Raw genomic sequence first — 16,266 nt, forward strand, 5'->3', positions numbered from 1 at the left:
TTCGAAGACCTTCTTGGCGGCCGCGCCGCAGGGCACCTGCTCGGCGCACAGCGCCAGCTTCGGATCGGACTTGCCGAAATCGGCGAGCCCGGTGATGTGGCCGGGATTGCCCTTGGGCACCGCGATTTCCAAGCGGTTGCTCACGAAGGTGGCGGGTGTGCCGGTGACGTCACCGGCGTCGACGACCTGCTGCATGTTGGCGGGTGCGGCCGAGGCGAACACGTCGGCGGGCGCCCCCTGCTTGATCTGCTCGGCCAGCGCGGAGCTGGCGCCGAAGCTGTAGACCACCTTGACGCCCTGGTGCGCGGCCTCGAAGTCCTTGCCCAGCTTGGTGAACGTCTCGGTCAGCGAGGCTGCCGCGAATACGGTCACCGTGCCGGTGACCTGATCCGATCCGGCCGGGGTGTCCTTCTTGTCGTCGGAGCCGCAACCGGCCAGACCGGCGGTGACGGCGAGCACGGCGGCGACCGCGCCGAGGCGACGGAATGTCTTCATCCTCATCAACTTTCTGGTATTTCGACCACGACATGGGTCGATTTCACCGAGGCGACGGCGACGCTGCCGACCTCGAGTCCGAGCTCGTCGACCGATTCCCGGCTCAGCAGCGAGACCAGCCGGAACGGCCCGGCCTGCATCTCGACCTGGGCCATCACCGTGTCCTTGACGATGCGGGTCACGATCCCCCGCATCCGGTTGCGCGCCGAGACCGCGACGGTGACGCCCGGCTCCGGAGTTTCCGCCGACATGCTGCGCAGCAACTCCGCCAGATCCTGTCCGCGCACGCCCAGCCGGCCGTTGTCGAGCCGGACGGACTGCAGCCGTCCCTGGTCGATCCAGCGGCGCACGGTGTCATCACTGACACTCATCAGCGCGGCGGCTTCACTGATCCGCAAGTTCGTCACGATAGGCAGCATATTGCCGAATCTGCGGAGCGCAAGCCAGATCACCGGGGCAATGGCAACAATTCGACCAGGGCGCCGCGACCGGCTCCCGGCGGCAGCAGCGCAAGGGCGTCGGCGTGCAGCAGATTCGCCAGATGCGCGGTTCCGGCCACGCCGTTGGCACGCCACACACCGCCCTCGACCTGGCGGGCGGGGACGATCCGCAGCAGGTCGGAGGCGGGGGCCGCGGCATCGGCGATCCGGCCCCACAGGGACGGCGAGTCCCGCCGGTCGGTCAGCGCGCGCACCAGCGCGGGACCGGTCACCAGCGTCGCCGCGATCGCCGCGAGGGGATTGCCCGGCAAGGCGAGCAGGGTACGGCCGTCGGGCAGCTCGGCCACCAGATGAGAGCCGCCCGGGCGCATGCGCACGCCGTCGAAGATGACGCGGGCGCCGATCTCGGCGAGGACCTCGCGCAGGTGATCGGCGACGCCGCGGCCGGTCGCTCCGACGGTGATGGCGAGTTCGGCGTCGGTGTCGAGCTCGAACCAGGTGCGCAGCAGTGTGCGGTCATCCGGCAGCCGGGTCAGGCGGCCCATACCGATGTCGCAGTGCCGCAGATACAGCGGGAGCGCCGCGCCGAGCGCGTCGCGGACCTGCCCGGGCGCGAGTTCCCCCGACGCTCGAATCTCGTCTCCCGTGATGAGCACATCGGCGCGCAATGGGCCGCGCACCATCGCGATCGGGGTTTCGGCGCTCTGCGCCACCGAGATCACCGCGGCGTCCACCCGGACCCGCGCGGGCGTCAATTCGTCGCCCTCGGACCAGGATTCGCCGCGCAACCGCATGTCGTTGCGATGCGGGACGCCCGGCGCGAGCACCACCGTGGCCTGTCCCGCGATCCGCTCGATGTGCGCGTGCTCCGACCGCACCACGGCGGTGGCGCCGGCGGGCGCCAAGGCGCCGGTCGAGATGCGAACGGCCTCACCGTCGGCGAGCGCGATCCGGGATCGCCGACCCGCGACGCAGGTCCCGATCAGCAGCCGCCAGCGCGGCCCGCGGCCACCCACGGCGAACCCGTCCATGGCCGCGGTGTCGGCCACCGGCAATGCCGCTGCCGCGGCCAACGGTTCGGCGAGTGTCGCCCCCGCCGCATCCGCCAGGACGGCGTATCTCGACGGGATCGCGGACAGCTCCGAACTCAACACGGCATCGATCCCGTCCACGGTCACAGCGGTACCGCTGACTGGCTCGATGGATCGGGATCGCAGGGTGCTCACGCATCCGCCCTTCACATGTCGGCGACTTTCTCGTAATCCTCAATTACGGAGATTTCACCTGTCTTGCTCCGTAGTTGCTTGTCTGTTGCCGCCTTCTCACCCTCATTCGCGGTCGACTGTGCGGGCCGGAAATACGCACAGCCGGGCCCGCGCCGTGGAGAGGCGAACGTAACCACTCATGTGACCGGGCGGTAACAGCGCGTTCCTAGCGTGAAGACCACGGACCGAGAGCAGGGCGAGGCGAAGGGGAGAACTGCGGTGGCGGCAACCGATTCCGGGGCGGCGACAGGCACGGTGCGCACGGTGTGCTCGTACTGCGGCGTGGGATGCGGGATCGCACTCGAACTCGACACCGGACCGGACGGCAACCGGATCCGAAAAGCCGCCGGGGACAAGGCACATCCGGCCAACGCGGGACGTCTGTGCACCAAGGGCGGCAGCCATGCCGACCTGATGGCCGCCGACGGCAGAATGACCACCGCGCTCGTGCGCACCGAGCGCGGCATGCCGCCGGAGCCGACCCCGCTCGACACCGCGATCACCGCGACCGCCGCTCGCCTGCGCGCCCTGATCGACGAACACGGACCGGACGCGATCGCCTTCTACGTGTCGGGTCAAATGACCCTGGAAGCACAGTATTTGGCGAACAAGCTGGCCAAGGGGTTCATCGGAACCAATCAGATCGAATCCAACTCGCGACTGTGCATGGCCAGTGCGGGCAGCGGCTACAAACTCTCCCTCGGCGCGGACGGCCCGCCGGGCTCCTACGAGGATTTCGACCACGCGGACGTGTTCTTCGTCATCGGCGCGAACATGGCCGACTGCCATCCGATCCTGTTCCTGCGCATGATGGATCGGGTCAAGGCGGGCGCGAAGTTGATCGTGGTCGATCCGCGCCGCAATGCCACCGCCGACAAGGCCGATCTGTTCCTGCAGATCAAGCCGGGCACCGATCTGGCGCTGCTGAACGGGCTGCTGCACCTGCTGATCGAGAACGGCCACACCGACCCCGACTTCATCGCCGAGTTCACCGAGGGCTGGGAGGCGATGCCGGATTTCGCGCGCGATTATTCGCCCGCCCCGGTCGCCGAGATCACCGGGCTCCCCGCCGACGACATCCGCCGCGCCGCCGAACTGATCGGCACCGCCGGTGAGTGGATGAGCTGCTGGACCATGGGCCTCAACCAGTCCACCCACGGCACCTGGAACACCAACGCCCTGGTCAACCTGCACCTCGCGACCGGGGCCCTCTGCCGTACCGGCAGCGGCCCGTTCTCGCTCACCGGCCAGCCCAATGCGATGGGCGGGCGGGAGATGGGTTACATGGGACCGGGGCTGCCCGGGCAGCGCTCGGTTCTGGTCGACCAGGACCGGGAGTTCATCGAGCAACTGTGGCAGCGACCGCCGGGCACACTGCGCACCGATGTCGGCACCGGCACCATCGACATGTTCACCAGGATGGCGGCCGGTGAGATCAAGGCCTGCTGGATCATCTGCACCAATCCCGTTGCCACCGTTGCCAATCGGAAGACGGTGCTGGCGGGACTGGAAGCCGCCGAACTGGTGATCACCCAGGACGTCTTCGCCGAGACCGAGACCAACGCCTACGCCGACGTCATCCTGCCCGCCGCCCTGTGGGTCGAAGGGGAAGGCGTGATGATCAACTCCGAGCGCAACCTCACCCTGGTCCGGAAATCGATTCCGGCCCCGGGAGAGGCGATCCCGGACTGGCAGCTCATCGCCCGAATCGCCTGTGCCCTGGGATATTCCGACGCCTTCACCTACGGCGACGCGGAGGAGATCTTCGAGGAGATCAAGCGCACCTGGAACCCGAAGACCGAATACGACCTGCGCGGAGCCACCTACGATCGGCTGCGCGAAGGCCCGCTGCAATGGCCGATCGCGCCGGACGGACCGGCGCGCAACCCGATTCGCTACCGCAATGACGGAGTCAGCCGACCGCAACAGGTTCGCGAGGACGGCTCCACGCCGCGGCTGTGGTTTCCGACCGCCTCCGGCCGCGCGGTGTTCTTCCCCCGCCCCCACCTGCCGGCCGCCGAACTGCCCGACGACGACTACCCGTTCGTGCTCAACACCGGCCGGGTGCAACACCAGTGGCACACCCTGACCAAGACGGGCCGCGTCGCCAAGCTCAACAAGCTCAATCCGGGGCCGTTCCTCGAGATCCACCCCGAGGACGCGGCGAAACTCACCGTTGCCGACGGCGATTGGGTCGAAGTGGCTTCCCGGCGCGGGCGCGCCGTCCTGCCGGCCGTGGTCACCGACCGGGTGCGGGTCGGCACCACCTTCGCCCCGTTCCACTGGAACGACCTGTTCGGCGAGTACCTGACCGTCAACGCCGTCACCAACGACGCCGTGGACCCGATCTCGTTTCAACCGGAGTTCAAGGTCTGCGCGGTCACCCTGGCCAAGGTCGCCGCGCCGATCCGGCCCGAGCCCATCTCGACCCCCGAACCCGCGGTGACCGCACCCGCCGCGCTCGTGTCGGCGCGAACCGATGATCGGGCGCTGGCCGCGGCGGCGGTGCTCGGTATCGCCGACCTCGGCACGCCCACCCTGACGGACCTCGAATCCTCGTACCTGTCAGGGTTTCTCGCGGGGGTGCGGCAGACCGGGGACGCCGCGGTGCTGCCCGCCCTCCCGGCGGCGAATCCGCTGCGCCCCACCATCACGGCCTGGGTCGACGGCCTGCTCGCGGGCATGTTCACACCGCACGACCGCATCAGCCCGGCGGGTCCGCTCGCGACGATCGCACCCGCGACTGTCCCATCGCCCGAACCGGCGACACCGGCGGCTGCCACACCGACCCGTCCACTGCTGGTCCTGTGGGCCTCGCAGACCGGCACTGCGGAGGATTTCGCCACCGGGACTCTCACCGACACTCTGGCCGTGCGCGAGCTGGCCCCGGTCGTGCACGCCATGGATTCGATCTCCGCCGCCGATCTGCCTCGCGCCGCCGACCTGCTCGTCGTGAGCAGCACCTTCGGCGATGGCGACGCCCCGGACAATGGTGCGGGATTCTGGGACTCCCTCGCCGCGCTGCCCGAATCCGCCTTCTCCGGAACACGATTCGCGGTGCTCGCCTTCGGGGACTCGAACTATGACGCGTTCTGCGGCCACGGCAGACGCCTCGACGACCGACTGGCCGAGCTGGGTGCGGAACGGCTGATCCCCCGCGTCGACTGCGAACCGGACTTCGACGACTCCGCCGCGGTCTGGCTCGAACAACTCCTCCCGGTCCTCACCGCTCCCGCCGGCAGCACCACGACCGCGACACCGCCTCCAGCACCGTCCGGCACCGCCCGCCCCGAATCCGGCGGGCCGTCCGGCCGGCTGGTGGGCAATCGGCTGCTGAGCCTGCCCGGCGCGCAGAAGGAGGTCCGCCAGTTCAGCTTCGATCTGGCCGGCACCGATCTGAGCTATGACGTCGGTGATGCGCTCGGCGTGCGGCCGTTCAACGATCTGGGGCTGGTGTGGGAGTTCCTGGCGGTCACCGGACTCGATCCCGCCGCCGTGGTCGAGGTTCCGAAGGTCGGCCCCGTGCCGCTGTCCATCGCGCTCGAAGAACATCTCGACCTGACCAGGGTGACGCCCGAGTTGCTGAAGTATCTGGCCGAGTGCACGGCCGATCCGTACCTGCGGACCTTGCTGCGCCAGGACAACAAGGGCGAACTGGCGAAATGGCTGTGGGGGCGGCAACCGGTCGACATCGCCGCCGACTATCCGGTGCCGGCCGACCCGCAGCGGTGGGCGGACATGTTCAAACGTATTCAACCGCGCCTGTATTCGATCTCGTCCAGTCCCTTGGCGGACCCGGCGACCGTGCGCACCACCGTCTCGGTCATCCGCTATCCCGGTCCGACGGGCCGGCCGCGGGGCGGGCTCTGCTCGGCCTATCTCGCCGACGCGGAGCAGAACCAGTCCCTGGCCCTGCACATCCAGCGTTCGCCGCACTTCCGCCCGCCCGACGATCCGGCCGTGGCCGCCATCATGATCGGTCCCGGCACCGGCGTCGCGCCGTTCGTCGGATTCCTCGAACACCGGCGGGCGCGCGGCGACCACGCCCCCAACTGGCTGTTCTTCGGTGAGCAACACCAGGCCACCGACTTCTACTATCGCGACGAACTCGACCAGCTCCAGCGCGAAGGCGTCCTCACCCACCTCGATCTCGCGTTCTCCCGTGACCAGCGCGCCAAGGTGTACGTCCAGGACCGCATGCGCGAACACGGTGCGCGACTGTGGAATTGGATCGATTCCGGCGCCCACTTCTACGTCTGCGGCGACGCCTCCCGCATGGCCAAGGACGTCGATCTCGCCTTGCGGGAGATCATCGCCCACCACGGCAACCTGGACACCGACGACGCCGACGCCTACGTGAAGAAGCTCGCGGCCGAGAAGCGGTACGTGCGCGACGTGTACTGAGGAATCGACGGCCACGCGGTCCTGCGCGACCACACCCTGGACGTCATCCCGACCCACGCCATCCTCCACCACACCGGCACGCCCGATGTGATGAGTCGGCGCTGCTCCGACTGCCGCCGCTTCCACCTCGCACCCCCGTACGCCCTGAGCTGAGCCGAATGCCCTGTCCCGATTCAGGTTTCGGCGGTGATCGCGAAGCCGAACGCCGGGACCAGGGCCGGATCGTTGAACGCGGTGATGCGGGCGACCCGGGAACCGATCAGGGTGAGCACCTGGATGCCGTACGCCTCGTAGCACCCCTCGGCCGATCGTTTGTACACGACGAACGCGGGCTGACCGTTCGCGCGGACGGGGAGCATGCGCCACAGGCCCGGGCTGAGGATGCGCGCGGCGAGGAAGCCCGTCACCGCGGCGCGGCCGGTGAACCAGGTCGGGGTGGGCGGCATCTCCATCTCGACGTCCGCGCGCAGCAGAGCGACCAGGGCGGCGTGGTCGGCGCTGGTGAACGCCGTGACGTAGTCGTCGAGCAGACGGCGCTGCGCCAGCTCGTCCGGCTCGGCCAGGTCGGTGTCCACCGGACCCGCCTGGGCCAGACGGGATCTGGCGCGGCGCAGGGCGCTGTCCACGGCGGTCGGGGTGGTGTCGAGAATGGCGGCGACTTCCGCGGATCGGAAGGCGAGGACGTCGCGCAGGGTGAGCACGGCGCGCTGGCGAGCGGGCAGGAGCTGCAGGGCCGCGATGAACGCCAGGCGGATGCCCGCGCGCCCGGCCACGATGGCGGCCGGGTCGTCGAATCCGAAGGCCGCGTCCGGTGCGGGTTGCAGCCACGGCACCGTGGGCTCGCGGGCGGCGACCGCCACCCGGTGATCGTCCTCGGGCGCACCCAGCCCGGAGGGCAGCGGCCTGCGGGCCCGGCCTTCCACCGCGGTCAGGCACGCCATGGTGGCGATCTTGTACAGCCAGTGCCGCACCGAGGACCGGCCTTCGAAACCCGCGTAGCCGCGCCAGGCGCGCAGGTAGGTCTCCTGCACCAGGTCCTCGGCGTCCTGCACGGACCCGAGCATCCGGTAGCAGTGCGCGAGCAGTTCGGGCCGGAATCTCTCGGTGAGACCGCCGAATTCACGCTGGGTCGGGCGTTCGGTCGCCGCGGGTCGTTCGGTCTCGGCGGGCATGTCCGCGACTCCTGCCGGTGCGCTGATGGTCATGGTCGCGCCGCCTCAGCCGATCTTCCGCAGCCCGGCGCCGCTCACCAAGTATTCCGCCGCGCTCCCCGGATCTCCGGCAAGTTCGAGCACCGCTTTTCCTACCTGTTCGGGTGTGAGCGGGGGCCCCATCTCCGCGATATAGGTGTCGACGTCGATACCTTGCCGGGCGGCATATCCCGCGACAGCGGTCGCCCCGAGCCCGGTGGCCGGGGTCAGCCGGGGCAGCAGGGCCACGAACCGAATCCCGAGCCCGGCGCGCTCGGATTCCTCCGCGGCGTACGTCCGGATGAATCGGATCGCGGACTTGGCTCCCGCGTATCCACCGCTCAGCGGCGACCCGTTGACCGCCGCCCCGCTCGACATGGCGATCACCACGCTGCCCGGTTCCAGGGGTTCCCGCAGCACCGCCCCGGTCCAGACGAACGCGTGTTTCGTATCGGTCTCCCAGTTCCGGGTGAAGCTCTCCCAGCTCTGCTCGTGGATGGGCGCCAGCGGTGGTGTCGCTCCGGCGTTGAGCACCAGCACCGCCGGTCGGAATTCGCGAATCACTCGCCGCGCCACCGCTTCCTCGGTGGCGTCGGCGGTGATGGGCACGAACGCCTCCCCGAGTTCGGCCGCGACTTCCCGCAACGCCTGCCGGTCGCGCGCTACTCCGGCGACCCGCATCCCCGAGGCCACCAGCGCGGTGGCGATCCCCCGCCCGAATCCCCGGCTCGCACCCGTGACCACCGCGGTCTTCTTCGAATCCGTCATCACGCACTCCCTGCTCGGTCTGTTCCTGTCAGGTATTCAGACCGGCGGGAGGCGAAGAATCCGTCGGGTGCCGGGCAGAAAGTTCGGCGCGGGCCGGTCGACGCTCAGGACTGGCGGGCCGGGAGGTCGTCGAGGTGGATGCGGTTCTGGATGAAGCCGGTGAGCCAGACGTCGTCGAGGGTGGGGTTGTGTTCGGCGGCGATCATGCCGGGTTCGGCGTCGGGGATGACGGGGCGTTCGCTCATGATGGCGCGGCCGAGCAGGTGGGAGCCGTCCCAGGTCTGGCGGATGCCGAAGCCGGCGTGGATGTCGCGGAAGGTCTGCATGTGCGGGAAGATCTCCGAGCAGCTCGGCTCGGTGCCGTCGGCGCGGGTGAAGTTGACGAACAGTCGATTCGTTCGCATGCCGACCTCGGCGTTGTAGACATGCGCGACGCGCGCGAGATCGACCAGGACGATGGGCGTGGTGATCGTCGAGGGGCTGGTGCCGGTGTCCAAGGGGAATATCGAATACAGCCAGCGCAATTCACGTCCGGCTTGGGTGACGTGATAGTGATGCCACGTCTTTCGCAGCGGGGCGAGCTGTTGTTCGTCGGACACGAACCGCGCCGACAGGGAACCGGCCACGGTATTCCGGATGCTGTCGTGTGATGCCCGCGCGGAGCCGCCGATCCCGTCGGCGACATCGGTCATCCGCTCGGTGATGGCCGTCAGCACCCGCGAGTTCTCGGCGACGACATCGGACATCATGCGCGAGACCGCGCTGAGGCCGCGTTCGACATTGGTGCGGGAGAACAGATCCTGCATCGACGCGCCGACGATGCCGCCGCCCACCGCGGTCAGCGCCCCGGCGATGATGGTGTCGATCGGAGCGACGACCTTGCCGCCGGAACTCGAGATGATCCCCCACATCGAGCCCAGGACGGTGACGAGGATTCCGATGACCAGCGTGACTTTGGCGGCGGTATTGCTGCTCACCGGAGGCTCGGGTGGCGTCGGCGGCGTCGGGGCGATCATGGCCGCGGCTCGGTGGAGAGGGCGGACAGCCGGAATCGGGGTACCGGCGCCGCGTCGGTGCAGGCGAGTTGCGCGGCCAGGTGGCCGCTGGTGATGGTGAATTTGAAGCCGTGCCCGGAGCAGGCGCTGAGCAGCACCGTCGAGCCGCCCGGCAGGCGGTCGATCACGAAATCCTTGGCCGCCGTGTTGGTGTAGTGGCAGGTCCGGACTTCGAGGAGGGTGAGTTGCCGGGAGTTCAGCGCCAGCCGTTCCCTCAGGTACTCGAGTTGGACGTCGACCGATGCCTTCAGTTCCGTGTCGTCGATCGGCTGATCGGCATCCACGATGGTCGCGGGCTCGTGAACGCCCATGATCTGTACACCGTTGCCCGCGTTGACCATCCCGTACCACTCGTCGGCCGTGACGTCCATCCAGCTGCACCCGCGTCCGCCCGCAATGGGCTCGGTCGCTTCGCAGACGATCTGATATTGGCGGGTCACCGTGATTCGACCGGCGGCGGCAGGCGCGAATTGCCCGAATTGCCCACCGGCGGCGATGATTACGCGATCCACCGGTACCGGCCCGTCCGATGTCGTCACCGTGACGGAGCCGCCCGCATCGTCGATCGCCGAGACGGCCGTCTTCTCGCGGAGGGCCACGCCGAGCGCGGTCGCCCGGGCCGCCAGCGCCCGCAACACCGACGCCGGGGTCATCATCCCCGCGCTGCGCTCGTGGACACCGATTTCCCCCGCCCGCAGCCGCAACCCGGTCCGTGCGGATGCCTCACCGCCGGTGAGGATTTCACAGTCCTGCCCGGATCGTTCGAGGGATTCGATGACCGCGCCGGTCCCCGGTCCCCCGCCGATCCCGAAATGCAGCATCCCGCACCGGTCGATCAGCGACGTTCCGGTGTCGTGTTCGAGCCGCTCCCAGCGCGGCCGGGTATCGCGCATCAGTTCGGCATAGAACGGGTCGGTGTATCCGAACCTGATGATCTTCGACCGCCCCGCGGAAGCGGCGGAGTCCGCGCCGATCGCGTACCGGTCGAATCCGATGACCGACCACCCGAGTTCCGCCGCCGCGAGGCACGCGGACAGGCCGGCGGCGCCCAACCCGATAACGGCAACGCGTCCTTCGTGCACCACTCGAACCCCCTCACCGCGATCGCTCACCCCCTGGTGATTCTATCGACCGCGACCCGGGCGCACCCGCCGAAACTGCGAAAGCCCTTGTGTCAGTGGGCTTCGGCGTATTCGGCGAAATCGAGCCGCGTCTCCCCGTAGGTGCGCGACTTCTGGGGCGCGAACCCGTCGGGCCAGACCACTTCGGGTGAGCGCGTGGAGCGTTCGACGACGATGAGCGCCTCGTCGTGCAGCCACCCGTTCTCGGCCAGCGAGCGCAGGTCGGACTGCACGTCGGCGATGTCGAGGTCGTAGGGCGGATCCGAGAAGACCAGGTCGTAACGTTCGGGCGCGGCCCCCGCCAGCACGGACCCGACGCTGTTCTGCCTGAGTTCCGCACCCGGGAGGCCGAGGTCGCCGATATTGCCGCGGATGATGGCGGCGGCCTTGCGGTCCGCCTCGATCAGGAGGGCGTGGGACGCGCCGCGGGACAGCGCTTCCAGGGCCAGGGCCCCCGAGCCCGCGTAGAGGTCGAGGACGTGCAGGCCGTCGAAATCCATGCGGGCGTGCAGGAAGCTGAAGAGGGCCTCGCGCACCCGGTCGGAGGTGGGGCGGGTGCCCGCCGGGGGGACGCGTAGGCGTCGGCCCCCGGCGGTACCTGCCACGATGCGGGTCATTCGGCGGCGGTCTCGTTCAGGTTCACGTCGACGAGCAGGTCGCCGCCCTCCACCTGCTGGACCTTGGCGATGGCGACGCGGCGCACCACGCCACCGCGCGGGGCCGTGATGGCGGCTTCCATCTTCATGGCCTCGATGGTGCCGATGGTGTCGCCCGCGGACACCGAATCGCCTTCGGAGACGGCCAGGGTCACCACACCGGCGAACGGGGCGGCGATGTGCCCGGCATTGTTCCGGTCGGCCTTCTCCGCCGCCGGGATCTCGCTGGCGATGGAGCGGTCGCGCACCTGGATGGGACGCAGCTGCCCGTTGAGGATGCACATGACCGAGCGCATGCCGCGCTCGTCGGGCTCGGAGATCGCCTCCAGTCCGATGAGCAGGGTGACGCCCTTGTCGAGCTGGACGTGGTGTTCCTCGTCGTGGCGCAGGCCGTAGAAGAACTGGTTGGCCGAGAGCCCGGTGGTGTCGCCGTACTTCTCGCGGTGGGCGATGAATTCGGCGGTGGGTCCGGGGAACAGCAGCCGGTTGAGGGTGGCGCGGCGTTCGGCGGAGGTGCCGTTGAGGCCGGCCTCGTCGGCGACGGTGAGCTGGGCTTCCGGCTTGGCGGGACCGCGGCCCTCGAGGGCGCGGCTGCGGAACGGCTCCGGCCAGCCACCGGCCGGGGTGCCGAGTTCACCACGCAGGAAACCGATCACCGAGTCCGGAAGGTCGTAGCGGGCGGGGTCGGCGGCGAAGTCGTCGACGTCGACGCCGCTGCCGACCAGCGCCAGCGCCAGGTCGCCGACCACCTTGGAGGACGGGGTGACCTTGACCAGGCGGCCCAGCATCCGGTCCGCGGCCGCGTATTTCGCCTCGACCTCCTCGAACTGGTCACCCAGGCCCAGCGCGATGGCCTGCTGGCGCAGGTTCGACAGCTGACCGCCCGGAATCTCGTGGTGGTAGACACGACCCGTCGGGCCCGGCAGCCCGGACTCGAAGGGCGCGTACACCTTTCGCAGCGCCTCCCAGTACGGCTCGAGGTCGCACACGTTCTGCAGGCTCAGCCCGGTGTCGTAGGGCGAGTTCGCGGCCGCGGCGACGATGGCCGAGAGCGCGGGCTGCGAGGTGGTGCCCGCCATCGGCGCGGACGCGCCGTCCACGGCGTCGGCCCCGGCCTGCCAGGCGGCGAGGTAGGTGGCCAGCTGGCCGCCCGGGGTGTCGTGGGTGTGCACGTGCACGGGCAGGTCGAACTCCCGCCGCAGCGCCGTGACCAGGGTGGACGCGGCGGGTGCGCGCAGCAGGCCGGCCATGTCCTTGATGCCGATGACGTGCGCCCCGGCCTCGACGATCTGCTCGGCGAGCTTGAGGTAGTAGTCGAGGGTGTAGAGGTCCTCGTTCGGGTTGGACAGGTCGCCGGTGTAGGACAACGCGACTTCGGCCAGGGCCGTGCCGGTTTCGCGGACGGCGTCGATGGCCGGGCGCATCTGGTCGACATTGTTGAGCGCGTCGAAGATACGGAAGATGTCGATGCCGGTGGCGGTGGCCTCGGAAACGAAAGCGCGCGTGACCTTTTCCGGGTACGGCGTGTAGCCGACGGTGTTGCGGCCGCGCAGCAGCATCTGCAGGTTGATGTTCGGCACGGCCTCGCGCAGCGCGGCCAGCCGCTCCCACGGGTCCTCGTAGAGGAACCGCAATGCCACGTCGTAGGTCGCGCCGCCCCAGCATTCGATGGACAGCAGTTCGGGCGTCATGCGCGCCACATGCCCGGCCACGTCGAGCAGGCCGTTGGTGCGTACGCGGGTGGCGAGCAGCGACTGGTGCGCGTCACGGAAGGTGGTGTCGGTGACGGCCACGCCCTCCCGGTTGCGCAGCCACTGCGAGAAGCCTTCGGGGCCGAGCTCGAGCAGCCGCTGCCGTGAGCCCGCCGGCGGCGGCACGGTCAGGTCGATGGCGGGCAGCTTGTCGTGCGGGTACACCTTGGTCGGCCGTGAGCCGTGCGGCTTGTTCACGGTGATGTCGGCCAGGTAGTTGAGGATCTTGGTGCCGCGGTCGGCGGAGCTCTTCAGCGTGAGAAGTTGCGGCCGCTCGTCGATGAAGGAGGTGGTGACCCGGCCCGCCCGGAAGTCCGGGTCGTCGAGCACCGCCATCAGGAACGGGATGTTGGTCGTCACGCCGCGGATGCGGAATTCGGCGACCGCGCGCCGGGCCCGCGCCACCGCGGCGTTGAAGTCGCGGCCGCGGCAGGTGAGCTTGACCAGCATGGAGTCGAAGTAGGCGCCAACCTCCGCACCGACGTTCGCGCCACCATCGAGACGCACACCCGCGCCACCCGGGGAACGGTAACCGGTGATGCGGCCGGTGTCGGGACGGAACCCGTTGGCCGGGTCCTCGGTCGTGATACGGCACTGCAGCGCCGCGCCCCGAATGTGGATGGCGTCCTGGCTGAGGCCGAGATCCGCGAGGCTCTCCCCCGCCGCGATCCGCAACTGCGACTGCACCAGGTCGACGTCGGTGATCTCCTCGGTCACCGTGTGCTCGACCTGGATACGCGGGTTCATCTCGATGAACACATGGTTGCCGCGCTCGTCGAGCAGGAACTCCACCGTGCCCGCGCAGGAATAACCGATCTGCCTGGCGAACGCCACCGCGTCAGCGCAAATACGGTCGCGCAGTGCGGGATCCAGATTCGGGGCGGGCGCGAGCTCGATCACCTTCTGGTGGCGGCGCTGCAGCGAGCAGTCGCGCTCGTAGAGGTGGATGACATTGCCCTGCTGGTCAGCCAGGATCTGCACCTCGATATGACGGGGGTTGACCACCGCCTGCTCGAGGAACACCGTCGCATCACCGAAGGCGGATTCGGCCTCACGCGCGGCAGCCTCGATGGACTCGCGCAGCTGGGCCGGGTCCGCGACACGGCGCATACCGCGACCACCGCCACCGGCGACGGCCTTCACGAACAGCGGGAACTCCATCGACTCCGACGCCGTCATCAACGCGTCCACATCCGCGGACGGCTCGCTCGACCGCAGCACCGGCAGCCCCGCGGCCTTCGCCGCGGCGATGGCCCGAGCCTTGTTGCCGGTCAGCTCCAGCACCGAGGCGTCCGGGCCGATGAAGGTAATGCCCTCGCGGGCGCAAGCGGCGGCGAGGTCCGGGTTCTCCGACAGGAAGCCGTAACCGGGGTAGATGGCATCCGCGCCCGCGCTCTTGGCGGCCTCGATGATGCCCTCGACCGACAGGTACGCGCGGACGGGGTGGCCGGGCTCACCGATCTGGTACGCCTCGTCGGCCTTGAGCCGATGCACGGAGTTGCGGTCCTCGTACGGAAAAACCGCGACGGTACCGATGCCGAGTTCGTAGGCCGCGCGGAAGGCGCGAATGGCGATCTCGCCGCGGTTGGCGACCAGGACTTTGGAGAACATGCGTAGAAGGTACCTGCCCGGGGATACGGATCGGGCATCGAAGTCCCGTTCGGTGCAATCTTCACAGGCCGGACTCCCCGCTTGCGAATTTGTGTTAATCACCGCGATACATGCCTGTCGGTGAGGGTTGCGCGCCTCCGACCACGGAATTCGCCGCCGTGCTAACGGAGACCGGCCCGGAAGCGGCCGGGCGGGGCGCGCGGACCGAGACGTCGCGGTGCCCGGATTGCCGCGCGATCGTGTCCGAGACCACACCCGGCGTGTCCGAAGGCGCGCGAGAAGTCTTGAGCGACGGTAAAATCCGCCCCGGGAGGAGGGGACGGTGAGACTGTTCGCGGCGTTGATGGGCCTCGCGGTGGCGCTCGCGGCCGGAACCGGCTGCGCGAGCAGCGTTCCCGGCCACCCGGTGCGGCAGCCGACCGACCCCGCGAGCCTGGAGGTCGGCAACTACCAGACCACGCCGCGCACGGTGGGAAATGCCAAGACCGGCAAGCAATCCCGGGTCCGGGAGTCACAGCGGCTGTCGGACTACGTGGCGCTGCCGTTCGAGGCCGACCACGACTACGCCTACGAGTGCTCCAACAATGTCCGCCCGCACGTCGTCACCAACCACAAGGGCCTGGGCAATATCGTCATCAACGACACCTTCGACGAGGTCGCCCACGATCTGCGCGGCGGCTGGGTGACCACCTGGTGCACCGGCGAGGGCAGGGAGGAGAAGCACCGCAGGCTCAGCATCGCGGTGCTGGAACTGCCCGACGCCGCGCGGGCCGCGGCGGTGGGCCCGGTGCTCGAACACGACGACTTCACCTACAACAACGGCAATCAGCCGGTGCGGCTGACCAAATACCCTGCGAGCACGGCACATTGGCGGCCGAACGTGGCGTCGCTGGGTTCGTGGACGGTGCGGGACCGCTACGTCGTGTACATCAAGCTGGTGGACGAGTTGGCCGCCGCGCCGGATCTGGCGGATCTGAGCGCGCGCACCGAACGCATGCTCGACGTGGCGCTGCCGCTGCTCGACAAGTTCCAACCCACCCCGACCGACCAGTTCGAGCACATTCCGCTCGACCCGGACGGCATTCTCGGCCGCACCCTGCCGACGAATCCGGAACTACCGCTGCGCCCCGACCCGGACGGGGTGTACACCGGCCGCGGCTCGTTGCAGAGCCTCGACGGCACGGACCTGGAGTTCCTGACCATCGGCGATGTCGATCTGGTCGGTTACGGCGACGCACTGGTGTTCCACAGCCGCACCGGCGCGGCGGCACGCGCCCTGTGGGACAAGTGGAATCCGGCCAACGAACCCTCCGACAAGCATCGGGCCATCGACCCGCCGCCGCGTTTCCCGGGCGATATCGGCTGCTTCGCGGATCTGGAGAACGGGCGGGTCATGTTCCACCAGTGCACCTTCCACGTGGACAAATACACCGTGCAGGTCGGCGCGTCCAACCTGGCCGAGCTGTATCAGAAGACGGCGGCGCAGTACGTGCTGCTGACGAGCGGGTGA

11 protein-coding genes are annotated in these 16,266 nt (G+C 69.2%); 2 read left to right on the forward strand and 9 right to left on the reverse strand.

The window, feature by feature from the left end:
- The 3 genes from modA to ABZ382_RS33645 form a co-directional block, all read right to left on the reverse strand.
- Positions 1-495, reverse strand: a 495-nt coding sequence (gene modA, locus ABZ382_RS33635) for a molybdate ABC transporter substrate-binding protein (RefSeq protein WP_357097505.1), incomplete at its 3' end; no start/stop codon positions are given.
- 5 nt (positions 496-500) lie between these two features.
- Positions 501-902, reverse strand: a complete 402-nt coding sequence (locus tag ABZ382_RS33640; RefSeq protein ID WP_357097507.1) for a TOBE domain-containing protein — start codon at positions 900-902, stop codon at positions 501-503.
- 41 nt (positions 903-943) lie between these two features.
- On the reverse strand, positions 944-2,161 hold the full coding sequence (locus ABZ382_RS33645) for a molybdopterin-binding protein (protein ID WP_357097509.1): 1,218 nt from the start codon (positions 2,159-2,161) through the stop codon (positions 944-946).
- Between the two features lie 258 nt (positions 2,162-2,419).
- On the opposite strand from ABZ382_RS33645, the gene ABZ382_RS33650 reads away from it, so the two are divergent.
- A complete protein-coding gene (locus ABZ382_RS33650; protein WP_357097511.1) occupies positions 2,420-6,604 on the forward strand; it encodes a bifunctional nitrate reductase/sulfite reductase flavoprotein subunit alpha in 4,185 nt (1,394 codons plus the stop codon).
- 173 nt (positions 6,605-6,777) lie between these two features.
- Here ABZ382_RS33650 and ABZ382_RS33655 read toward each other — a convergent pair whose 3' ends face one another.
- The 6 genes from ABZ382_RS33655 to ABZ382_RS33680 form a co-directional block, all read right to left on the reverse strand.
- Entirely contained in the window at positions 6,778-7,809 is a 1,032-nt protein-coding gene (locus ABZ382_RS33655) for a sigma-70 family RNA polymerase sigma factor (protein WP_357097513.1), read from the reverse strand.
- 12 nt (positions 7,810-7,821) lie between these two features.
- Positions 7,822-8,562 (reverse strand): SDR family oxidoreductase, encoded by a 741-nt coding sequence (locus ABZ382_RS33660; RefSeq protein WP_357097514.1) that lies wholly within the window; start codon positions 8,560-8,562, stop codon positions 7,822-7,824.
- Between the two features lie 104 nt (positions 8,563-8,666).
- On the reverse strand, positions 8,667-9,578 hold the full coding sequence (locus ABZ382_RS33665; RefSeq protein ID WP_357097515.1) for a hypothetical protein: 912 nt from the start codon (positions 9,576-9,578) through the stop codon (positions 8,667-8,669).
- Entirely contained in the window at positions 9,575-10,699 is a 1,125-nt protein-coding gene (locus tag ABZ382_RS33670; RefSeq protein WP_357097517.1) for an FAD-dependent oxidoreductase, read from the reverse strand. Before ABZ382_RS33670 ends, ABZ382_RS33665 begins: the two co-directional genes overlap by 4 nt.
- Before the next feature lie 92 nt (positions 10,700-10,791).
- Positions 10,792-11,355, reverse strand: coding sequence for a 16S rRNA (guanine(966)-N(2))-methyltransferase RsmD (gene rsmD / locus ABZ382_RS33675; RefSeq protein ID WP_357097519.1), 564 nt, complete (start codon positions 11,353-11,355; stop codon positions 10,792-10,794).
- Positions 11,352-14,756, reverse strand: a complete 3,405-nt coding sequence (locus ABZ382_RS33680; protein ID WP_357097521.1) for a pyruvate carboxylase — start codon at positions 14,754-14,756, stop codon at positions 11,352-11,354. Before ABZ382_RS33680 ends, rsmD begins: the two co-directional genes overlap by 4 nt.
- Before the next feature lie 322 nt (positions 14,757-15,078).
- On the opposite strand from ABZ382_RS33680, the gene ABZ382_RS33685 reads away from it, so the two are divergent.
- Positions 15,079-16,266, forward strand: a complete 1,188-nt coding sequence (locus ABZ382_RS33685; RefSeq protein ID WP_357097523.1) for a hypothetical protein — start codon at positions 15,079-15,081, stop codon at positions 16,264-16,266.

This window comes from Nocardia sp. NPDC005825 (assembly GCF_040630175.1).
GTDB lineage: Bacteria > Actinomycetota > Actinomycetes > Mycobacteriales > Mycobacteriaceae > Nocardia.